Here is a 20,659-nt window from a genome sequence, read left to right on the forward strand (position 1 = left end):
ACGGGCCGCGAGCTCAGGGGCGCGGGCCGTCGAGGACGGCGGCCAGGCGTTCCAGGGCTCCGCGGTAGGCGTGCTCCGGCGGGGTGGCGTAGCCGACGGCCAAGGCGCGGGTCTCCGGCGCGGCGCCGAAGGAGCTGAGCGGTTCCAGTCCGAGGCCGCGGGCCGCGGCGGCGCGGACCAGGTCGGGCAGCGGTGGCGCGGCCGCCGGCAGTTCGACCACCGCGTGGAGGCCGGCGGCGATGCCGGTGATCCGGGCGCCGGTCGGCGCGAGGACCGAGACCAGGGTGTCCCGCCGGCGGCGGTAGTGCGCGCGGGCCCGGCGGACCTGGCGGTCGTAGTCGCCGGAGGAGAGGAAGTCGGCGAGGGTCAGCTGGTCGAGGACGCCATGCTGGCGGTCGGCGTGGCGCTTCTCCTCGACGACCGGTTCCAGCAGCGCGGGCGGCACCACCAGCCAGCCCAGCCGGAGGCCAGGCGTCAGGGACTTGGACGCCGTGCCGGCGTAGGCCACCCGGTCGGGGGCGAGCGCCTGGAGGGCGCCGACCGGCTGGCGGTCGTAGCGGAACTCGCCGTCGTAGTCGTCCTCCAGCAGGTATCCGTCCGCCGCCCGGGCCCAGGAGACGGCGGTGGTGCGGCGGTCCGGGGCGAGCGCCACGCCGGTCGGGAACTGGTGGGCGGGGGTGAGGAGGGCGGCGTCCGGATCGGCGTCCAGCAGGGCCGCGGTCTGTGCCCCGTGCTCGTCCACCGGCAGCGGGACCGGGGCGAGTCCGCCGCGGGCGACGGTCTCGCGGATGTCCGGGAGGCCCAGCGCCTCCACCCCGGCCCGCCGCGCGCCCCGGGCGGCCAGGGCCCGGGCGAACAGCCCGGCCGCCTGGACGTACCCGGCGCAGACCACGATCCGCTCGGGGCTCGCGCGCACCCCGCGGACCCGGGCCAGGTACTCGGCCAGGGCGGCGCGGACGGCGGGCAGCCCGCGCGGGTCCCCGTAGCCGAGCGCCTCCCGGGACGCCGAGGACAGCGCCCGGCGGGCCGCCGCGAGCCAGCGCTCCCGCGGGAAGAGCGAGAGGTCCGGGGTGCCCGGGCGCAGGTCGTACGGCATCGGGCGGCGGCCGGGGAAGGCCTGGCCGAGGGTGGCGGGGACGGCCGGTATCGGCTCGCCGCCGAGCCGTACGGGGCTGCCGGAGAGCTCCTCGGCCTCGGCCACCCGGGTGCCGGAGCCCTGACGGGCCGTCAGCCAGCCCTCGGCGGTGAGCTGGGCGTAGGCCCCGGCCACGGTGTTGCGGGCCAGGCCGAGGTCGGCCGCGAGGGCGCGCGAGGACGGCAGGCGCGCCCCCGGCGAGAGCCGCTGCTCCCGGATGGCGGCGCGCAGCGCGTCCTCCAGGCCGGCGCGGGTGCCGCGATCGCCGGGCAGGTGGAGGTCGAAACCGAGCTCGCGATTGGCCCACGAATCCATGCCCCAAGTGGACCACGCGGCTATGACAATCGCGGCTTAGGTTGGGGGCATGAACGACAGCAGCGAACCGCGTATCGACACCGGCCACGAGCGCCGGATGGACCTCCAGGAGCAGCTCCCCGACTTCTACGCCGCCGTGCTCAGGATGGAGAAGGAGTCCAGGCGGCATCTCGACCCGGTGATCGCCGAGCTGGTGAAGGTCCGGATCTCGCAGATCAACGGCTGCGCCTTCTGCCTGGACATGCACACCACCGACGCCCGCCGGGCCGGGGAGGAGGAGTACCGCCTCCACGTCCTCCCCGCCTGGCGCGAGGCGCCCTTCTTCACCGCCCGGGAGCGGGCCGCGCTGGCCGTCGCCGAGCGGATGGCGCGGATCTCCGAGGGCGGGGTGCCGGACGAGGAGTACGAGGCCGCCGCGAAGCTCTTCGGGGAGCAGGAGCTGGCCGCCCTGCTGGCCGTCTGCGTCACCATCAACGCGTGGAACCGGATCGCCGTCAGCACCAGGCTGGCGCCCCCGGCGCGGGACTGACGGCCGGTCCGAAAGGGCCGGGCGGTTTCGGGGAGGGGCGGGTCGGCCGGGGGCGGTAGCCGGACCGGTACCGGGCGTCCAGTCGATTGACAGCCACCGAGGCGAGCGACACGCTGCGGACGGACCCCGACGGAGACCGGTGTCGGTCGGGGACGGGGGTCTTCACTTCCGGTCGGCGGCGCGCGCGCCGGGCAGGCGCGGCGCGCCGCAGTGGGCGTGCGCCCGCCCTTTCGCCCTCTCGGCTTCTCGCACTCGATGAGGAGTGCCGGCATGCCTCAGCAACAGCACTCGCAGACCTTCGGACGGGTCACCGTCCGCACCTTCCCGCTGCCGCCCAAGGGCTTCGACCCGATGCAGGCCAGCCCCGCGCAGCTGGAGCAGCACGGCTTCCCGCGCCGCCCGGACCCGGAGCGCGAACCGCACATCTCCGCGCGGTGGGTGGAGGCCTTCCGCGCGTACCCGAAGCTCGCCCACGTCACGCCGACCTTCCGTCCGCTGGAGCACCGGCACGCGCCGAACCAGCGGACCCGGAAGGGCACCCAGGGGCACCTCAACGCGACCTCGGCGAACTGGTCCGGCTCCGTGCTGCTGATCGGCAGCGGGGACAGCTTCAGCTGGATCACCGGCTCGTGGACCGTGCCGCAGACCTACGAGTCGCCGGCGGGCGGTGCGCAGTACTCCTCCGCCTGGCTCGGCATCGACGGAGACGAGTCGCCGGACGTGATGCAGGCCGGGACCGAGACCGACCCCGGCGGGAACTGCTACGCCTGGTTCGAGTGGTTCCCCAACTACTCGATCGCGATCGACAACTTCCCGGTCAGTCCGGGCGACGTGGTCTCGCTGCTGCTGTGCGCGACGGCGCCGAACACGGCGTGGATGTCGATCGGGGACCTGACCTCGATGCAGTACACCAACTTCTCGTTCTCGGCCCCGGACGGGACGGTGCTGGTCGGGAACAGCGCCGAGGCGATCGTCGAACGGCCGGAGGTGAACGGGCAGTTGGCCACGTTGCCGCGGTACGGCGAGGTGTTCTTCGACGACACCATCGCGTACACGGCGGGCGGGCAGTCCTGCCCGATCGGGCTCGGGACGCCGGTCTCCATGGTGGCCAACGACGGCGTGACGGTCGTCTCCGCGCCGACCTTCGAAGCGGACACCGACTCCTTCAAGATCTCGTACACCGGCGTGTGAGGCGGGCGTTCTCGCCTCCGCCTCCGCCTCCGCCTCGGCCCCGCGGCCCGGCCGCCCCGGCCCCGCGTGAGCCCGAAGGGCGCGACGCGCGGGGCCCGGGGCCGGCCCCGAGGCCTCAGCCCAGCACCCCTCGCAGCTGCGCCAGGGCCCAGGAGAGGTCCTCCTCGCTGATGACCAGCGGCGGCGCGACGCGGATCGTGGAGCCGTGGGTGTCCTTGGCCAGGACGCCCCGGGCCATCAGGCGTTCGCAGATCTCGCGGCCGGTGCCGACCGCGGGGGAGACGTCCACGCCGGCCCACAGCCCGCGCCCCCGCACCGCCGTCACCGGCCAGTCGCCGTCCGCGAGTTCGGCCAGCTCGCGGTGGAGGCGGGCACCCAGCTCCGCCGCCCGCCGCTGGTACGCGCCGGTGCGCAGCAGCGCGATCACCTCCAGCGCGACCGCGCAGGCCAGCGGGTTGCCGCCGAAGGTGGAGCCGTGGCTGCCCGGGGTGAAGACGTCCATGACGGCCCGTGAGGAGACCACCGCGGAGATCGGCAGCACGCCGCCGCCCAGCGCCTTGCCGAGGATGTAGGCGTCCGGGACGACGCCCTCGTGCTCGCAGGCGAAGGTGCGCCCGGTCCGCCCCAGCCCGGACTGGATCTCGTCGGCGATCAGCAGGACGCCGCGCTCCTCGGTGATCCGCCGCGCCTCGGCGAGATAGCCCGGCGGGGGGACGATGACGCCCGCCTCGCCCTGGATCGGCTCCAGCAGCACGGCCGCGGTGCGGTCGTCCACCGCCGCGGAGAGCGCCTCCACGTCCCCGTACGGGACCAGCTCGAAGCCGGGAGTGAAGGGGCCGAAGCCGTCTCTGGCCTCCTCGTCGTCGGAGAAGCCGACGATCGTGGTGGTCCGGCCGTGGAAGTTGCCCCGGGCGGCGACGATCTTCGCGGTGTCCGCCGGCACCCCCTTGACCCGGTAGGCCCACCTCCGCGCGGTCTTGATCGCGGTCTCCACCGCCTCCGCGCCGGTGTTCATCGGCAGTACCGCCTCCATCCCGCAGAGGTCCGCCAGCTGCTCGCAGAAGGGGGCGAAGAGGTCGTGCTGGAAGGCCCGGGAGGTGAGGGTGACCCGGCCCAACTGCCGCTCTGCGGCCGCGATCAGGCGGGGGTGGCGGTGCCCGAAGTTCAGCGCCGAGTATCCGGCCAGCAGATCCAGGTAGCGGCGCCCTGCGGTGTCGGTCACCCAGGCGCCCTCGGCGGACTCGATGACCACCGGCAGCGGGTGGTAGTTGTGCACGGTCGCGTCGTCCATGTCCCGGTTCTTCCCGCCCGGCGGTGCGCTCCCACCTGGGCGGCGCCCGGTAGAGTGGGTGGTCTGAGGCGAGGCCGCGACTGGCGTCTACTACGTGGAACCGACCACGAGGAAGCGGCCGAGCAGGTATCCACCGGAATGCCGTCCGCCTGGGCATCCGGGTCCGTCGTCGACCCGGGAGGCATGGCCTCATGAGCAGTCCCCACCCGCACCACCCCGCCCTCGCCGCCACCGATCCCGAGCTGGCCGAGCTGGTCGGCGCCGAGGAGCGGCTGCAGGCCGAGACCCTGCGGCTGATCCCCAGCGAGAACTACGTCTCCCAGGCCGTGCTGGAGGCCTCCGGGACGGTGCTGCAGAACAAGTACTCCGAGGGCTACCCCGGAAAGCGCTACTACGAGGGCCAGCAGGTCATCGACCAGGTCGAGCGGCTGGCCGCGGACCGGGCCAGGGAGCTGTTCGGCGTCGAGCACGCCAACGTCCAGCCGTACTCCGGCTCGCCCGCCAACCTCGCCGTCTACCTGGCCTTCCTGAAGCCGGGGGACACCGTGCTCGGGATGTCGCTGCCGATGGGCGGCCACCTCACCCACGGCTGGGGGGTCTCCGCGACCGGCAGCTGGTTCCGGGGCGTGCAGTACGGCGTCCGCCGCGACACCGGCCGGGTCGACCTCGACCAGGTGCGGGAGCTGGCGCTGGCCGAGCGGCCGAAGCTGATCTTCTGCGGCGGCACGGCGGTGCCGCGGACCATCGACTTCCCGGCCTTCGCCGGGATCGCGCAGGAGGTCGGCGCGGTGCTGGTGGCGGACATCGCGCATATCGCCGGGCTGGTCGCGGGAGGGGCGCATCCGTCGCCGGTGGGGCACGCGGACGTCATCTCCACCACCACCCACAAGACCCTGCGCGGGCCGCGCGGGGCCATGCTGATGTCCACCGCCGAGCACGCCAAGGCGATCGACCGGGCGGTCTTCCCCGGGCTGCAGGGCGGACCGCACAACCAGACCACGGCGGCGATCGCGGTCGCGCTGAAGGAGGCCTCCGGACCGGACTTCCGGAAGTACGCGGCGGACGTGGTGGCGAACGCCAAGGCGCTCGGCGAGGAACTGGCCGGGCGTGGCTTCGAGCTGGTCTCCGGCGGCACCGACAACCACCTGCTGCTGATCGACCTCACCGGGAAGGGCGTCGCCGGCAAGCCGGCGGCCAAGGCGCTGGACCGGGCCGGGATCGTGGTCAACTACAACACCGTGCCGTACGACCCGCGGAAGCCGTTCGACCCGTCCGGGATCCGGATCGGCACGCCGTCGCTGACCTCCCGCGGGGTGCCGGTCTCGGCGATGGGCCAGGTCGCCGAGTGGATCGACCGGGTGGTCGGGGCGGTCGCCGTCGGCGAGGCGCAGACCGAGGCCGAGGTCGGCAAGGTCCGCGCGGAGGTCGCGGAGCTGATGGCGGCGTGGCCGGCGCCGGGTCTCGCCCGGTGAAGCGCTGACGCGCCCCCCGCCGCCGGGCACGGCCCGAGGCCGGGCGGGCGCGCGGTGTTCCTAGACTGCCTCCGTGAGCGAAACCGTTCAGGACGTGGTGCTCGTCCTGCTCTTCATCGTCGTCGGCGGGCTGTTCAACATCGCGGAGATCTCGCTGATCTCGCTGCGGGAGGGGCAGATCCGGGGCCTGGAGGAGACCGGGGGCAAGCGCGGCCGCCGCGCCGCCCACCTCGCCTCCGACCCGAACCGCTTCCTCGCGGCCGTCCAGGTCGGGGTGACCTGCATGGGCTTCCTCTCGGCGGCCTTCGGCGCGGACACCCTGGCCGGCAAGGTCTCCCCCTACTTCGTGGACTGGGGGCTGAGCAAGGGCGTCGCGGACACCGTCGCACTGGTCGCGCTCACCCTGGTCATCTCGTATGTGTCCCTGGTGCTGGGCGAGCTGACGCCGAAGCGGATCGGGCTGCAGCGGGCCGAGCCGATCGCGGTGCTGGTCGCCCCGGTGGTGGACCTCATCTCGGTGGTGCTGCGGCCGGCCATCTGGCTGCTCGGCCGCTCCACCAACCTGATGGTCCGGCTGCTCGGCGGCGACCCCAAGGCCGGGCGGGACGCGATGAGCTCCGAGGAGCTGCGCGGACTGGTCGCCTCCAACACCGAACTCGGCAGCGACGAACGGGAGTTGATCAACGACGTGTTCGCCGCCGGGGAGCGGCAGCTGCGCGAGGTGATGCTGCCGCGCACCGAGGTCACCTTCCTCGACGGCGACCAGCCGGTCCAGCAGGTGCGCGGGGAGGTCGCCGCCTACCCCCACTCCCGTTACCCGGTGGTCGACGGCTCGTACGACGCGGTGATCGGGTTCGTCCACGTCCGCGACCTCTACCGGGCGGAGGCCGGGGAGCCGGCCGGCGGCGGGGCGGCCGCCGACGGGCAGCAGCCGCCGCGGACGGTCCGCGAGCTCGCCCGGCCGATCAAGCTGCTGCCGGCCACCAAGCGGGTCCTCCCGGCGATGTCCGAGATGCGCCGCGAGGGCAGCCATCTGGCGATCGTCGTCGACGAGTACGGCGGCACGGCCGGCATCGTCACCCTGGAGGACCTGGTCGAGGAGGTGGTCGGGGAGATCCGGGACGAGTACGACACCGAGGAGTCCGCCAGCCGCCGGCTGGCCGGCGGCGGCATGGAGGTCGACGGGCTGCTCAACCTCAACGACTTCGAGCAGGAGACCGGGATCGAGCTGCCCGAGGGCCCGTACGAGACCGTCGCCGGCTATCTGGTCTGCATCCTCGGCCGGCTGCCCGCCGCCGACGACCAGGTGGAGGTGCAGACCCCGCGGGGCGACTACCGGCTGAGCGCGGCCCGGATGGACGGGCGGCGGGTGGACCGGGTCCGGGTCAGCGCGAGCCCGTCGGCGGGGGCGCCGGCCGCGCCCCCGGCGGGCGGGCAGCCGGTGACGCCGGCCACGCCCGGTCAGGACGGAGCAGTGGGGCAGGCCTGAGAGAATGAGGGTCATGACGACTGATCGCGCCAGCGCCGCAGCCAACGACCGCCCCCGCGTGTTCTCCGGGATCCAGCCGACCTCCGGCTCCTTCCACCTGGGCAACTATCTCGGCGCGGTCCGGCAGTGGGTCGACATGCAGGACACCCACGACACCTTCTACTGCGTCGTCGACCAGCACGCGATCACCGTCGAGCAGGACCCCGCGCAGCTGCGCGAGAACACCCGGGTCTCGGCCGCCCAGCTGCTGGGCGCCGGGCTCGACCCGGAGCGCTGCACCCTCTTCGTCCAGTCGCACGCCCCCGAGCACGCCCAGCTGGCCTGGGTGATGAACTGCATCACCGGCTTCGGCGAGGCCGCCCGGATGACCCAGTTCAAGGACAAGTCGGCGAAGCAGGGCAACGACCACACCTCGGTCGGCCTCTTCACCTACCCGGACCTGATGGTCGCCGACATCCTCCTCTACCAGGCGGACGAGGTCCCGGTCGGCGAGGACCAGCGGCAGCACCTGGAGCTGAGCCGCACCCTCGCCGAGCGCTTCAACCACCGCTACGGGCAGACCTTCACCGTGCCGACCGCCTTCATCCCCAAGGCCACCGCCAAGATCTACGACCTCCAGGACCCGGGCGTGAAGATGTCCAAGTCGGCGTCCTCGCCCAAGGGCATCGTCAACCTGCTGGACGACGCGAAGACCAGCGCCAAGAAGTTCAAGAGCGCCGTCACCGACACCGAGACGGTGATCCGGTACGACGAGGAGGGCAAGCCTGGCGTCTCCAACCTGCTGCGCATCCACTCCGCGATGAGCGGGCAGACCGTCGAGCAGCTGGAGGCGCACTTCGAGGGCAAGATGTACGGCGCCCTGAAGACCGAGCTGGCCGAGCTGTTCGTGGAGTGGGTCACCCCGTTCCAGCGCCGGACCAACGAGTTCCTCGACGACCCGGCGGCGCTGGACAAGGTGCTGGCGCAGGGCGCCGAGAAGGCCCGCGCGGTCGCCGGCCCCACCCTGGCCGCGGCGTACGAGCGGATCGGCTTCCTGGCCTCCCGGCACTGACTCCGGCCCGCCGGGGACGTGTTCCGGCCCTTGCCCGGTTCGCTGCCCCTCGGGGCCGAGTCGTATTAGGGTCTGGGCAGCTTCAGGGGTTCCTCGGGTGATCCGGGGGAGGAGATGAGCGGACGATGGGCGGAGGAGGTGGGCGCGGAGTGATACCCGAGTCGACGTCGGAGACCGCTACCCGCGTCGCGGCGACGGTGCCCGGACCGCGGCCCGTGGTCGCGGCGCCCACCGTCATCGGGGTCTCCATCGCCGTCCCGGAGCCGTGGGCCACCGAGATCCAGGATCTCAGGGCGGGCTACGGCGATCCGCTCGCCCGGGCCATCCCGACCCACGTCACCCTCCTCCCGCCGACCCAGCTCGCGGCCGAGGCGCTGCCCAGGATCGGGGAGCACCTGCGCCGGGTCGCCGCCGGGCAGGCGCCGTTCCGGATGCAGCTGCGCGGCTCCGGCACCTTCCGCCCGGTGTCCCCGGTCACCTACGTCAAGCTGGACCAGGGGCTGCGGGAGTGCCGGGTGCTGGAGGCCGCGGTACGGGCCGGGCCGCTGGCGCGGGAGCTGGCCTTCCCGTACCACCCGCACATCACCGTCGGGCACGGGCTGCCGGAGGACGTGCTGATCCGGGCCGAGAGCGAACTCCGCGGCTACTGGGCGGAGTTCGAGGTCACCTCGTTCTCCCTCTACCGCTTCGGCGCGGACGAGGTCTGGCGCCCGATGCGGGCCTTCGACCTGTCCGGCTGAGCCGGCCCCTCCGTTTCCCGGGCCCGTCCGGCTCGTTGGTCCTGGTGAAGAGCGCCCCCGAACCAGGTGAAGGCATGTCCCAGCTTCGGCTGTCCGCCCCCGGTCCCGGACCCGGCCCCCGCCCCGGAGAGGGCGAGCGGCCCTCGGCCGGCCGCCGCCGGCCCGCGCCGGCGGTACGCCGCTGCGCGGAACCGCTGGCGCTCGCCGGACCGGTCGCCGCCCTCGCCGTGCTGGGCTGGGCGCACCGCTGGGCGGCCGACGACGGCCTGATCTACACCCGGGTGGTGCGGCAGATCCTCGCCGGGCACGGCCCGGTCTCCAACCCCGGCGAGCGGGCCGAGGCCGGCACCGGCACCCTCTGGCAGTGGCTGGTCGCCGGGGTGGACGGGCCGATCGGGGTGGACCCGGCGCTGCTCGCGGTGGTCCTGGGGCTGGTCTGCAGCGCGGCCGGGCTGCTCGCCGCGCTGGACGGGACCCGGCTGCTGTACCGCGCGTCCACCGGCGCGCCGCTGCTGCCGCTGGGCGCGCTGGTCCCGCCGGCCCTCGCGGTGGAGTGGGACTTCGCGACCTCCGGCCTGGAGAACGGGCTGAGCACGCTGTGGATCGGGCTGTGCTGGCGGGTGCTGGTCCGCTGCCCCGCCCCGGAGCGGCCGGCCCCGGCGCCCCCGGCGCCCGCAGCGCCCCCGGCGGCGCGGGTGGCGGGCGGGGCGGTGCTGTTCGGGCTGGGGCCGCTGGTGCGGCCCGATCTCGCGCTGGTCACCGGGGTGTTCGCGGTGGCCTGGTGGCTGGCCGCCCGGCCGGGACGGCGGCGTACCCTCGCGGCCGCCGGCTGCGCCCTCGCGCTGCCGGCCGGCTACGAGCTCTTCCGGGCCGGCTACTACGGGATCCTGGTGCCGCTTCCGGCGCTGGCCAAGGACGCCGGGGGCAGCGTCTGGCCGCGCGGGCTCGCCTACCTCGGCAACCTCGCCGGGCCGTACTGGCTCTGGGTGCCCGGGCTGCTGATCGCGGGGTGGGCGCTGTACGCCGCCCGCGGCCTGCGGGGCCGGTCCGGGCCGCGTGGGGTCCGCGGCCGCCGGGTGGCCGTGGTGGCCGCCCCGCCGGCTGCCGGGCTGGCCTCCGCCCTCTACGTCTGCCGGGTGGGCGGGGACTTCATGCACGGCCGGATGCTGCTGGAGGCCCTGCTCCTGGTGCTGCTGCCGGTGCTGCTGGTACCGGCCAACCGGGTCTCGGCGGCGGTCGCCGCCGCCGTCGCGGTGTGGGCGCTGGGCTGCGGGCTGTGGCTGCGCCCGCCCGCCTCGTCCGGGCGGCCGTACGAGGTCGTCGACGAACACGCCTTCTACCTGCGGGTGCTGTCCCAGCCGCATCCGGACTCGCTGGGCTCCCGGCGGTCCGTCGACCCCGGGCTGCGGGCCGACCTGGCCGCCGCCCGGCGGTCCGGGCGCCCGGTACTGCTCCTCCAGCCCGACCACGGCTCCGTCTACCGCGCGCTCCGGCTCGATCCGCGCCGGCCCGGCCGGATCGCGCTCGCCGATGCGGTGCTCGGCGAGAGCGGCTACCTCGTCCCGCTGGACGGGACCTCCATCGACCCGCTGGGCCTCTCCTATCCGCTCGCCGCCCACCAGGCCGCAGGCCCGGTCGGGTCCGCCGGCCGGGCCGGGCACAGCCGGCGGATCGCCGCGGCCTGGATCGCGGCGGACTACGGCGACCCGGCCGGGCCCGCCCCGCGCGGTGTCGATCCGCGGGCGGTGGACGCGGCCAGGGCCGCCCTGCGCTGCGGCCCGCTGGCCGAGCTGCAGCGCTCGGTCCGCGCGCCGCTCACCCCGAGCCGCTTCTGGCGGAACCTCACCGGCGCCTGGCGGCGCACCCTCTTCCGCTACCCGGCGGACCCGTTCGCGGCCGAGCGGGAGCTCTGCCGGACGCGCTGACGCTCAGCGGTCCAGCAGCTCGAAGAGGCGCTCCCACTGGTCGAGGACGGCGTCCGGCGAGTAGCGGCGGATGCTGTGGAACGCCTTGTCGCCCAGCCGGTCCCGGAGTTCCCGGCCGGCCATCAGGCGGCGGAGGGCGTCGGTGAACGCGGGCAGGTCGCCGGGCGGCGCGAGGAGGCCGTCCACCCCGTCCTCGATGATCTCCCGGATTCCCGGGGCGACGTCGAAGGCCACGCAGGGCACCCCGCAGGACATCGCCTCCAGCAGGGTGAGCGGGAAGCCCTCGGCCCGGGAGGGGAGGGCCAGCACGGCGGTCCCGGCGAGGACGCCGGGCACGTCGCCGGTGCCCCCGGCGAAGGTGACCGAGGAGGTGATCCGGAGGGCCTTGGCACGCCGCCGCAGCTCCTCGGTGTACGCGGCCGAGCCGCTGCCGTGGATCCGCAACTCCCAGCCCGGGAACGACTCGTGGAGCTCCGACCAGGCGTCGAGCAGCTGGTCCAGGCCCTTCTCCGGGGCGATCCTGCCGATCGCGGAGACCACCTTGGCGGAGCTCCGGAACCGCTCCTCCGGCGGCGGGAAGGGCAGCGGGTTGGGGACGGCGCCGACGTGGTTCATCCCGGTCTCGGTGATCCAGGCGTCGGCGTCCTCCCGGGTGAGGACCAGCATCCGGTCCACCTGGGAGCGGGCGTAGCCGCTCAGCACCCGGGCGTGCCGGGAGCTGTCGGCGGTGGCCTGGTAGGACTCGTGGCTCATCCCGATGGTGTGCAGTCCCCTGCGGCGGGTGCGGGAGGTCCAGCCCATCGCCCAGATCTGCACGTTGACGACCACGCCGCCGGGCTCGGCCCCGGCCAGCAGGCGGTCGAACCGGCGTACCGCCGCGTCCCGGCGCTGCCGCCGTCTCAGCGCGCCGAGCGCCCGCCGGGGATGCAGCAGGGCGGCGACCAGCGGCCGGCGCGGGGTCCAGGGCGTCCCGGGGTGCCGGGGGTGGAGGGTCAGCACCTGGTAGCCGGGGGGCGGGCCGCTCGGCGACGGCGGGCGGCGGAGCTCGGGCGCCGCCGGGGCGATGCCGACCAGCCGGACCCGGTGGCCGCGCCCGGCGAGGAGGCCGGCCATGGTGTGCGCCCAGGCGGTGGCCCCGCCCAGCTCGTCGGCGGCGTTGACGACGAGGAAGACGTCCCGGGGGCGCGGCCCGCCGCGCGGCCCGCTGCGGGGGGTCATCGGGCCAGCTCCAGCATCCGGTCCACCACCCGGGCGGCGGCCCGCCCGTCGTCCAGGTCGCAGTACCGCTCGCGGAAGCCCGCGTACGCGTCCGCGTACCGCGCGGAGGTGGCGCCGAGGTTCCGCAGCGCGCCCACGACCTCGGCGGAGGTGCTCAGCAGGGGGCCCGGGGCCTCCCGTTCGAAGTCGAGGTAGAAACCGCGCAGGATGTCCCGGTACCACTCCAGGTCGTAGGTGAAGAACAGCATCGGGCGGCCGGTGTGGGCGAAGTCGAACATCAGCGACGAGTAGTCGGTGACCAGGACGTCGGCGACCAGGAAGAGTTCGGTGACGTCCGGGTAGCTCGCCACGTCCCAGACGAAGCCGTCGCCGGCGTTCGGGACCTTCTCCACCACGTGGGTGTGCGGCCGGATCAGCAGCACGTGGTCGCGCCCCAGCTCGCGCCTGGCGTGGTCCAGGTCGAGGCAGAGGTCGAGGGCCACCCCGCCGTTGAACCGGCGCCGGTCCTCCCGCCAGGTGGGCGCGTAGAGGACCACCTTCTTGTCCGGCGGCAGCCCCAGTCGGCGGCGCACCGCGTCGGCGGTCTTCTCCCGGTCCGCCGCGTACAGCAGGTCGTTGCGCGGGTAGCCGGACTCCAGCACCTCGCCCTGGTAGCGGAAGGCCCGGCGGAGCAGCGGGGTGGAGAACCGGTTGGGGGAGAGCAGCAGGCTCCAGTGCGGGGCCTCCCGCTCGATCTCGGAGAGGTAGTCCTCGCCGGCCAGGTGGGCGTTGTCGAAGTCGAAGCCGATCCGCTTGAGCGGGGTGCCGTGCCAGGTCTGCACGATCACCTGGCCCTCGCGGCGGCGGATCCACGGCGGGAAGTGGGTGCTGCCGACCACGTACCGGCTGCGGGCCAGCGCCTCGTGCCATTCGGCGCTGCCGAAGAGCACCGGCCGGGCGCTCGGCGGCATGGCCACATGCGGGCCGCGGACCGCCCACAGGTGCTCCACGTCGAGACCGCGGTCGAGCATCTCGCGGTGGATCGCCCACGGCGAGTCGCCGTACGGGCCGCCCTTGAAGTTGTCGAAGAGCACCGCCTCGCGCAGCGGCCGCCGGAGGGCGGCGGGGTAGTCGACGGTCTGCAGGCGGCGGCGGCCGTAGGCGCTGTCGGCCTCGCGATCAAGCGGGGGGTGGACGGTGAGCACCGCCCGGTCGTAGCCGACCCGGTCCAGCGCCGTGCGGGCGCCGCGGGCGGTCTGCTCGACGGGGAGGGAGCGGTGGAGGGCGGGGGCGGCCAGCACCGGGGTGTCCTCGGAGGTGTCCTCGGCGGCGCCCTGGCCGGCCGGCCCGGCCGTCGCCGGGTCGTCCGGCCGGTGCAGCAGCTGCCAGTCGCCGGGGGCGAGCGCCAGGTTCTCGCCCTCGTAGGCCGGCTCGGGGTGCAGCGGCAGCAGCACCTGGAAGCGCTCGGCGAACCGGCCGCCGGGGCCCGGCTTCGGCAGCGGGACGGTCAGCTCCTCCTTGGTCCAGTCCCGTTGCAGCACCAGCCGGCCGCGCGGGCCCGGGCAGCTCAGCTCCAGTTCGAGCGCCCCACGGGTGCGGGCGGAGACGGAGTGGAGGACCATCGCGGCCGGCTGGTCGGTGAGCTGGAGGTAGCCCTGCGGGGAGCGCTTGGCGTGGAGGGTGCCCGGCGGCAGCGGCAGTTGGACCGAGGCGCAGTCGGCCCGCTCGTCCACCACCACCGGCAGGTCGCTGCCGTCGGCCAGGTGCAGCCGGGTGTTCCAGCCGAGCCGGGTGAGGCCGAGCCCGCGGGCGGCGGTGAGGGCCGCGGCGGGGATCCGGGCGGTGAAGCCGCGGGTGCCCTCCGGGCCGGGCGCCCCCTCCGGGCCGGATGCGCCCTCCGGACCCGGTGCGCCCTCCGGTCCGGTGGTGGGGGCCGGTTCCAGGGCGGCCTCGATCCGGCGGCCCGAGTTGGCCTGGGTGAGCACCAGCACCGCGCCCTCCGACGGCAGTTCGCCGGCCAGCGCGAGGTCGAGGAGGAAACCCTCGGTGCCGTCGCCGGCCAGGCGCACCGCCGCCAGCCGGACGCGCACCCGCTCCACGGCCAGGTAGAGGTGCTGGTCCTTGATCTGCGGAACGATCCGGACGTCCGGCGCCACCCAGTGCGCCGGCGGATACGCCCCGCTGCCCTTCGCGCCGGCCTTCAGCCGGCTGCGGGCCGGGCGCCCGCCGGAGACCGCCGCCACCGTCACCCGCCAGGTGCCCTCCACCCAGCGGCCGCCACGGCGCAGCCGCCGCACGTCGAGCGCGGTCTCGAAGCCCGCCCAGGCGCAGCTGACCAGCGACTGCCCGGACTCGGCGGTCGCCGACGGGTGCCGCGTCGAGCGGGCGCGCAGCAGCAGCGTGCGGCGGCTGCCCTGCTCGCGCAGCAGCACCGCCTTCGGCGTCGAGGACTTCCGGCGGGCCCCCAGGTACTTGGTGTAGGCGCGGCCCTCCAGCCGGAGGGTCTCGCCCGCCCAGACCGCCGCGTCGAGACGGGTGCGCAGCACCAGCTCGCGGTCGAGCCGGGCCACCGCGGGCGGCAGCGCGGAGCGCCCGGCCAGGAACGGGTAGGCGGCGCGGGCCCGGAGCGCGCCGCCGACCGGCACCCCGCCGGGGAACTCCTTCTCGTACGCGAACAGCTGGAGGAGCTCGTCGAGCCGGCCCTCGGCGGTGAGGTGCATCTTGACCCGGGTGGAGACCAGGCAGCGGGCGATCGGCTCGGGGCCCATCCGCCGCAGCAGCGCGCCGACCTGCTCCAGGTAGACCCTCCGGTACTCCTCGTCGGCGGCCGGCAGCTGCTTGGCCAGGATGAGGATCTCCTCGTTGAGGAGGTTGTCCTGGTAGATCCGCAGCAGTTCACCGGCGTCGGCCGGGCGGGCCCCGGACTCGCGCAGCAGGAAGTCCCGCACCAGGTCGATGGAGGCGATCCGGTCGCGGATCTGCCGGGGGTCGATCCGGCGCTGGGTGATGGAGAGGTTGCCGCCCTCGCGCTCCCGCCAGTTGTAGACCGGGGTGGAGAGGACGTCCACCGCCCTGGCCGCGAAGTGCCCGGGCAGGCTGACCGGGGCGTCCTCGTAGAGGATCCCCTCCGGGTAGCGGAAGTTGTGCCGGTCCCAGAACTCCCGCCGGTAGACCTTGTTCCAGGCGGTCCGGTCGATGATCAGCTCCGGGCGCTCCCGGAGGTGGGTGCGCAGCGCGGTGGTGGCGAAGGCCTTGCGGTGCAGCGCGGACGGGACGGCGCCGACCGAGCGGAAGCGCATCACGTTGCCGGAGGCGAAGTCGGAGCCGGTTTCGTCCAGGGTGTCCGTCATCAGCCGGTAGGCGTCCGGTGGCACGGTGTCGTCGCTGTCCACGAAGGCCAGGTAGCGGGCGTCCGGACGGCAGCGGGCGAAGCCGGCGTTGCGGGCCGCGCCCAGGCCCTGGTTCTGCTGCCGGTGGAAGCGGAACCGGGGGTCCGCGGCGGCGTACTTCTCCGCGATCGCGGGGCTGCCGTCGGTCGACCCGTCGTCCACCATCAGGCACTCGAAGTCCTCCATCGTCTGCGCTGCGATGGAGTCGAGGCACTCGGCGAGGTACGGCTCGACGTTGTGCACCGGGACGACGATCGAAAGTCGGGTGGCCATCTGCTGCGGGCCCTTCTTGCTGCGGCGAGTATTGGCAGGTCGCGGACGCGGTTCGCCTCGCCTCTCCGAGTGCAACGGTGCGTCGCGGATTGGGTTGCTCAGCGCCGGGGCGTATCACCCGCGAGCGTGAGCCGGTGGGGGCCGGACTGACCGGCGAACGCTTGTCCCGGACGGTCCTTCCGGACGGTCCTTCCGGGTGGGCCTCCCAGGTGGTCCGGCGCTAGCGCCGGTCCGGGCGGCGCAGCAGCCGGTGCAGCCGCCTGAGCAGCGCTCCGGCGACCGCTCGGGAGCCGCCGACGTGGAGGACGGCGGAGCCGTCCCCCGCCGGCCGACCCAGACGAGGTGGAGGCCGGGCCTGGGGAGGAGGCGCAGCCGCGGCCGGGGGGCGGGGAGGCGGCCGCGGACCACCCGCAGGGGCAGGTCCTGGTCGGGCCCGGGGTCCCTGGTCCGGCCGTCGCCGGTGCCTCCGGTGCCTCCCGTGCCGGCGGGGGAGCGCAGCAGCAGCCGGGGCTCGCTGCGGCCCGGCCGGTCCGGTACCGGCAGCGTTCTGCGGAAGGTCAGTTCGGCGGTGTCCGGCTCGGCGCCGGTCAGCAGGTCGGCGACCCGGACGCCCTTCGGCAGCCGGACGCCGGTCCGCACGGTCACCTCCAACCGCCGTCCGCCGCGCGGGAGTTCGAGCCGGGTGCCCTCGGCGCCGGAGTCGCCGGGGCCGAACTGGAAGCGGGCCAGCCGGACCAGGTCGTCGGTCCTGCGCTCGCGGATCAGCGCCAGCCGGAGCCGGCCGAGCGGCGGCAGCCCGGTCATCCTCCCGTCCGGGAGGAACTCGGCGGCGATCCGCCCGGCCTCCTCGGTGTAGGCCTCCCGGCGCTCCCGCGGCCAGTCCGGGAACCCGGCCCGGAAGCGGCCCAGCACCTCCTGCTCGGCCCAGCGCCGGAGGAGGGCGTCCCGGCCCGGTCCGGGCTCGGTGTACTGCACCACCGCCCGCAGCGCCTCCCGCACCACCCCGTAGAACTCCGCCGGCTCCGGCACCTGGTGGGTGAGATGCTCGAACCCCGGGCGGTGCACCAGGTGGTAGCAGTCGTAGTCGCGGACCACCGCGATCGACCGGGCGAGGAAGTACGCCGGCACCACCAGCGGCTGCTCCTCGGCCAGTCGCACCCCCTCGGCGAACCGCAGCTTGTGCCGCTCGACCAGCGAGCGCCGGAAGAGCTTGTGCGCGGTCAACGACCAGACGGCATGGGTGGAGTGGACGTCCCCGACCTCGGCCCCCCTGGCGAACGGCCTGGTCGGCGCCTTGCGGCCGACCCCGCGGATCCGGCCGAGCACGACGTCGGACCCGTGCCGCTCGGCCGCCGCCACCATCCGCTCCAGGCCCTCGTCGCCGAGGTAGTCGTCGGGGTCGGCGAAGAACAGGTACTCGCCCGCGGCCAGTTCGATCGCGCGGTTGCGCGGGCCGCCGGGCGCACCGGAGTTGGGCTGATGGAGCACCCGGATCCGGCCCGGGTGGCGGGCGGCCCAGTCGTCCAGGAGCTCGCCGCTGCCGTCGGTCGAACCGTCGTCCACGGCCAGCACCTCGATCCGCTCGAAGCCGAGGGACTGTCGGACGATCGACGCCAGGCACTCGCCGAGGTGCTCGGCGGCGTTGTAGACCGGGACGACGACGCTGACCGTCGGCGGTCTCGGGGGGTTCACGGTCATGGTCGGACCGGCCTTCTGGTGCGGAGGAGCGGAAGGGCGAGGACGCCGAGGAAGACCGGCGGCAGCATGTACCGGGCCAGCGGCGCGGGGTTGGCGGCCAGCACGGAGAGCTGGAGTCCGGCCGTCAGGGCGATCACCACGGCGCCGGTCCGCCATCCGCGCCGCCGGGCGAGGGCCCAGCCGACCGCGTACGCGGCATAGCACCACAGGGCGCCCCGCCAGAGCAGCCACTGGGTCTGCCGGGCGGTGCTCAACTCGTAGGACCAGACGGCGAGTCGGTGGAGCGTACGGTCGACGGGCCGGGGCGTCAGCGCCGCTCGGTAGCGGCTGTGCCGCATGCTGCTCCAGTCGGCCCAGCCGAAGAGGTCGGCGGGGACCACCGGGGAGGAGATCATCGTCTGGCCGTCCCGCGCGGCCGGGCCGGGCCAGATGCCCCAGCCGATCTGAGCACGGCAGAGGTGGCCCTGGGCCACCGCCTGCGGGGTGCGCTCCAGTACCCGCCACCAGATCCGCATCAGCTGGTCGTTGCGGGCCCCGGCGGCCGCCCGGTCGAAGGGCGCGGCCATGGTGTCGTCCACGTCCCAGCAGTCGGCGCCCCGGCCGCCCCAGTGCGAGAGCGGGGCGACCTCGGCCATCACCCGCCGGTCGGCCGCGGTGAAGGTCTGCGGGTACTCGCCGTAGGCGACCGCGATGTCGGCGTAGTTGAAGGCGTACAGCTGGTCGGTGCGCGGCATCTGGATGCCCACCGCCGGGTACACCGCGAACTGGAGGACCAGGTAGACGGCGGTCGCCGCGGCCACCGCGGCGGCCACCCAGCGGCGCATCAGCGGCAGCCCCGCGATCAGCAGCGGCGCCGCCGCCAGCACCACCAGCACGCTGTTGTTGCGGAACAGCGCGAGGCCGAGGAAGCCCGCCTGGAGGAGGGCCAGCCGGCGCCAGAAGCCGGCGTCCCGCACCCCCGCCCGGCCGTCCAGGACGCGGGCCAGCAGCCGCAGCGCGGCGGCGAAGGAGAGGACGGCGGACAGCGTGAACGCCGAGTCCTTCCAGACGAAGACCGGCAGTGTGCCGGTGGCCGGCAGCAGCACCAGGGCCAGCGCCGCCGCGGCCGAGTGGCGGCCGCGGGCGCCGAGGTCCCTCAGTGCCACGCAGGTGTAGGCCAGCACCGCGGCCGCGGCGACGACCTGGGCCAGGGTCAGCGGCCAGAGACCACCGGACAGCCGGATGGCGGCCCAGACCAGGCAGTTGTAGAGCACCGAGTGGTTGTCCATCCAGTGCCCGGTGGTGACCTGCCAGGTGTAGGCGACCGAGTCGTAGCTGAGCAGCCCCGGGAAGAACGCCGCCCACCAGCCGAGGAGGACGGCCAGGGTGCCGAGGAAGACGGCGGCGGGCAGCCGCCGCGCGGGCGCCGGCAGGCGGCGCTCCAGGCCCTCCCGCAGGCGGCGCGGACCGCCTGCGGGGGCCTTTCCGCGCTGCCCGGCGGACGGTCGCTCCGGTGGGGCGGTGGCGCGCGGGATCAGGACACTGTCCCTGAGGCGGGTGAAGCGGGGGCTGAGGCTCATACGACTCTCCTCTGGCGCCGAGGCGCCGAGGCGGAAAAGGCGGCAGGGCGGGAGGCGAAAGGCGGCCCTCCGGCCAGCGGCTTCAACGGGGGACCGGTGGCGGAAGGTTGCGGCGGGCACGGCCCGATCACCCGGATGAGCGAACCCCGCGCGTCCGACCCGGGCGGGGCTCGTTGTAGTCCTTCGGACCACACCGCCGCCAGGAAGGGTCGGGCCGCTGTGCAACTCTCCGTCCTCACCTCGGTCACCAGCGTGGTGATCGTGCTGTGCATCCTCGAACTGCTGCGCCGCCAACAGCTGCGGGAGAAGTACGCCGTGGTCTGGCTGCTGATCGGCCTGGCCGTGATGCCGCTCGGCTTCGATCCCTCGCTGCTGGACTCGGTGGCCGGCGCGATGGGCGTCGCCTCCGGGGCGAGCCTGGTGCTGTTCTCCGGATTCGTGCTGATCCTGCTGGTCAGCCTGCATCTGAGCTGGGAGACCAGCCGGCTGGAGGCGGAGACCAGGTCGCTCGCCGAGGAGGTGGCGCTGCTCCGCACCGAGCTGGCCGAGGTCCGGCGGACCGCGGCCGGGGACGCCCCGGTGGGGACGGTCCGGTGATCGGCGAGCGGCGGGTGCTGGTCGTCCTCCCGGCCTGGAACGAGGCGGAGGGACTGGCGGACGTGCTGGCGGAGCTGGCCGAGCGGCTGCCGGGGGCGGACGCGCTGGTCGTCGACGACGGCTCGACGGACGGCACGGCCGGGGTCGCCGAGGCGGCGGGGGCGGTGGTGGCCAGGCTGCCGTACAACCTCGGGGTGGGCGGGGCCATGCGGCTCGGCTACCGCTACGCCCACGAGCACGGTTACGACGTGGCCGTGCAGGTCGACGCCGACGGCCAGCACGATCCCGGCTATGTGCCGGCGCTGCTGCGCGCGCTGGACGCGGGGGCGGACCTGGCGATCGGCGCGCGGTTCAGCGGTGAGGGCGCGTACCGGGTGCGCGGGCCGCGGCGGTGGGCGATGCGGCTGCTCTCCGCGGTGCTCTCGCGGATCGCGGGGACCCGGCTGACCGACACCACCTCAGGGTTCCGGGCCTGCAACCGGCGCACCATCGAGCTGTTCGCGCGGTGGTATCCGGTCGAGTACCTGGGCGACACGGTGGAGAGCACGGTCGGCGCGGTGCGCTGCGGGTTGACGGTCCGTCAGGTGCCGGTGGCGATGCGCCCGCGTACCACCGGCCGGCCCTCCGCGTCGCCGACGCGGGCGCTGGTGTACCTGCTGCGCGCGGCGCTGGTGCTCGCGCTGGCGATGGGCCGCCGGGCGCCGGCGGGCTGATCGCGCCGGCGGGCTGATCGCGCCGGCGGCGCCGCCCGGCGGCGACGCGTCACCCGGTTGCCCTACCGAATCGTGTCCTCCGTGGTGGGCGGTCG

General features: G+C 74.8%; 15 protein-coding genes and 1 riboswitch. Of the genes, 9 read left to right on the forward strand and 6 right to left on the reverse strand.

The window, feature by feature from the left end:
* Positions 1–13: 13 nt before the first annotated feature.
* Positions 14–1,450 (reverse strand): MocR-like pyridoxine biosynthesis transcription factor PdxR, encoded by a 1,437-nt coding sequence (gene pdxR / locus BS73_RS23295; protein WP_037575520.1) that lies wholly within the window; start codon positions 1,448–1,450, stop codon positions 14–16.
* A gap of 49 nt (positions 1,451–1,499) precedes the next feature.
* Between pdxR and BS73_RS23300 the strand changes: the two genes are divergently transcribed.
* Positions 1,500–1,979 carry a carboxymuconolactone decarboxylase family protein gene (locus BS73_RS23300; RefSeq protein ID WP_051940332.1) on the forward strand — a complete coding sequence of 160 codons (480 nt, stop codon included), beginning with the start codon at positions 1,500–1,502 and terminating at the stop codon, positions 1,977–1,979.
* A 270-nt stretch (positions 1,980–2,249) separates the two neighbouring features.
* Positions 2,250–3,170: a G1 family glutamic endopeptidase gene (locus BS73_RS23305; protein WP_037575524.1), complete on the forward strand. Its 921-nt coding sequence runs from the start codon at positions 2,250–2,252 to the stop codon at positions 3,168–3,170.
* Between the two features lie 115 nt (positions 3,171–3,285).
* Here BS73_RS23305 and rocD read toward each other — a convergent pair whose 3' ends face one another.
* On the reverse strand, positions 3,286–4,461 hold the full coding sequence (rocD, locus tag BS73_RS23310; RefSeq protein ID WP_037575525.1) for an ornithine--oxo-acid transaminase: 1,176 nt from the start codon (positions 4,459–4,461) through the stop codon (positions 3,286–3,288).
* A gap of 66 nt (positions 4,462–4,527) precedes the next feature.
* Positions 4,528–4,623: riboswitch (ZMP/ZTP riboswitch) on the forward strand.
* A gap of 29 nt (positions 4,624–4,652) precedes the next feature.
* On the opposite strand from rocD, the gene BS73_RS23315 reads away from it, so the two are divergent.
* The 5 genes from BS73_RS23315 (at position 4,653) to BS73_RS23335 (ending at position 11,138) form a co-directional block, all read left to right on the forward strand.
* Positions 4,653–5,933 (forward strand): serine hydroxymethyltransferase, encoded by a 1,281-nt coding sequence (locus BS73_RS23315; RefSeq protein ID WP_037575527.1) that lies wholly within the window; start codon positions 4,653–4,655, stop codon positions 5,931–5,933.
* A 73-nt stretch (positions 5,934–6,006) separates the two neighbouring features.
* The gene (locus tag BS73_RS23320; RefSeq protein WP_084704288.1) at positions 6,007–7,422 is read left to right on the forward strand and encodes a hemolysin family protein; all 1,416 of its coding nucleotides are present in this window, start codon (positions 6,007–6,009) and stop codon (positions 7,420–7,422) included.
* Between the two features lie 13 nt (positions 7,423–7,435).
* Entirely contained in the window at positions 7,436–8,473 is a 1,038-nt protein-coding gene (gene trpS, locus BS73_RS23325) for a tryptophan--tRNA ligase (RefSeq protein WP_084704289.1), read from the forward strand.
* A gap of 149 nt (positions 8,474–8,622) precedes the next feature.
* Entirely contained in the window at positions 8,623–9,213 is a 591-nt protein-coding gene (locus BS73_RS23330; RefSeq protein ID WP_235215502.1) for a 2'-5' RNA ligase family protein, read from the forward strand.
* A 74-nt stretch (positions 9,214–9,287) separates the two neighbouring features.
* A complete protein-coding gene (locus BS73_RS23335) occupies positions 9,288–11,138 on the forward strand; it encodes a hypothetical protein (RefSeq protein WP_051940334.1) in 1,851 nt (616 codons plus the stop codon).
* 3 nt (positions 11,139–11,141) lie between these two features.
* Here BS73_RS23335 and BS73_RS23340 read toward each other — a convergent pair whose 3' ends face one another.
* From BS73_RS23340 to BS73_RS23355, 4 genes are all read right to left on the reverse strand, one after another.
* The gene (locus BS73_RS23340; RefSeq protein ID WP_037575532.1) at positions 11,142–12,356 is read right to left on the reverse strand and encodes a glycosyltransferase; all 1,215 of its coding nucleotides are present in this window, start codon (positions 12,354–12,356) and stop codon (positions 11,142–11,144) included.
* Positions 12,353–15,997: a bifunctional glycosyltransferase/CDP-glycerol:glycerophosphate glycerophosphotransferase gene (locus BS73_RS23345; protein WP_037575535.1), complete on the reverse strand. Its 3,645-nt coding sequence runs from the start codon at positions 15,995–15,997 to the stop codon at positions 12,353–12,355. Before BS73_RS23345 ends, BS73_RS23340 begins: the two co-directional genes overlap by 4 nt.
* Positions 15,998–16,111: 114 nt before the next feature.
* Positions 16,112–17,695 (reverse strand): glycosyltransferase family 2 protein, encoded by a 1,584-nt coding sequence (locus BS73_RS34970; RefSeq protein ID WP_051940337.1) that lies wholly within the window; start codon positions 17,693–17,695, stop codon positions 16,112–16,114.
* Positions 17,692–19,254 (reverse strand): hypothetical protein, encoded by a 1,563-nt coding sequence (locus tag BS73_RS23355; RefSeq protein WP_037575538.1) that lies wholly within the window; start codon positions 19,252–19,254, stop codon positions 17,692–17,694. The genes BS73_RS34970 and BS73_RS23355 overlap by 4 nt, the downstream gene beginning before the upstream one ends.
* 219 nt (positions 19,255–19,473) lie before the next feature.
* Between BS73_RS23355 and BS73_RS23360 the strand changes: the two genes are divergently transcribed.
* Together BS73_RS23360 and BS73_RS23365 are read left to right on the forward strand one after the other, a co-directional pair.
* The gene (locus BS73_RS23360) at positions 19,474–19,851 is read left to right on the forward strand and encodes a DUF2304 domain-containing protein (RefSeq protein ID WP_037575540.1); all 378 of its coding nucleotides are present in this window, start codon (positions 19,474–19,476) and stop codon (positions 19,849–19,851) included.
* Positions 19,848–20,564 (forward strand): glycosyltransferase family 2 protein, encoded by a 717-nt coding sequence (locus tag BS73_RS23365; RefSeq protein ID WP_037575543.1) that lies wholly within the window; start codon positions 19,848–19,850, stop codon positions 20,562–20,564. Before BS73_RS23360 ends, BS73_RS23365 begins: the two co-directional genes overlap by 4 nt.
* The last annotated feature ends 95 nt before the right edge of the window (positions 20,565–20,659 follow it).

It is taken from the genome of Phaeacidiphilus oryzae TH49, assembly GCF_000744815.1.
Classification (GTDB): domain Bacteria; phylum Actinomycetota; class Actinomycetes; order Streptomycetales; family Streptomycetaceae; genus Phaeacidiphilus; species Phaeacidiphilus oryzae.

Excerpts from the sequence above, each read along its gene's own strand:
- trpS (WP_084704289.1), top strand. The coding sequence starts at position 7,436 with ATGACGACTGATCGCGCCAGCGCCGCAGCCAACGACCGCCCCCGCGTG.
- BS73_RS23345 (WP_037575535.1), bottom strand. The coding sequence starts at position 15,997 with ATGGCCACCCGACTTTCGATCGTCGTCCCGGTGCACAACGTCGAGCCG.
- pdxR (WP_037575520.1), bottom strand. The coding sequence starts at position 1,450 with ATGGATTCGTGGGCCAATCGCGAGCTCGGTTTCGACCTCCACCTGCCC.
- BS73_RS23335 (WP_051940334.1), top strand. The coding sequence starts at position 9,288 with ATGTCCCAGCTTCGGCTGTCCGCCCCCGGTCCCGGACCCGGCCCCCGC.
- BS73_RS23305 (WP_037575524.1), top strand. The coding sequence starts at position 2,250 with ATGCCTCAGCAACAGCACTCGCAGACCTTCGGACGGGTCACCGTCCGC.
- BS73_RS23300 (WP_051940332.1), top strand. The coding sequence starts at position 1,500 with ATGAACGACAGCAGCGAACCGCGTATCGACACCGGCCACGAGCGCCGG.
- BS73_RS23355 (WP_037575538.1), bottom strand. The coding sequence starts at position 19,254 with ATGAGCCTCAGCCCCCGCTTCACCCGCCTCAGGGACAGTGTCCTGATC.
- rocD (WP_037575525.1), bottom strand. The coding sequence starts at position 4,461 with ATGGACGACGCGACCGTGCACAACTACCACCCGCTGCCGGTGGTCATC.
- BS73_RS23340 (WP_037575532.1), bottom strand. The coding sequence starts at position 12,356 with ATGACCCCCCGCAGCGGGCCGCGCGGCGGGCCGCGCCCCCGGGACGTC.
- BS73_RS23315 (WP_037575527.1), top strand. The coding sequence starts at position 4,653 with ATGAGCAGTCCCCACCCGCACCACCCCGCCCTCGCCGCCACCGATCCC.
- BS73_RS34970 (WP_051940337.1), bottom strand. The coding sequence starts at position 17,695 with ATGACCGTGAACCCCCCGAGACCGCCGACGGTCAGCGTCGTCGTCCCG.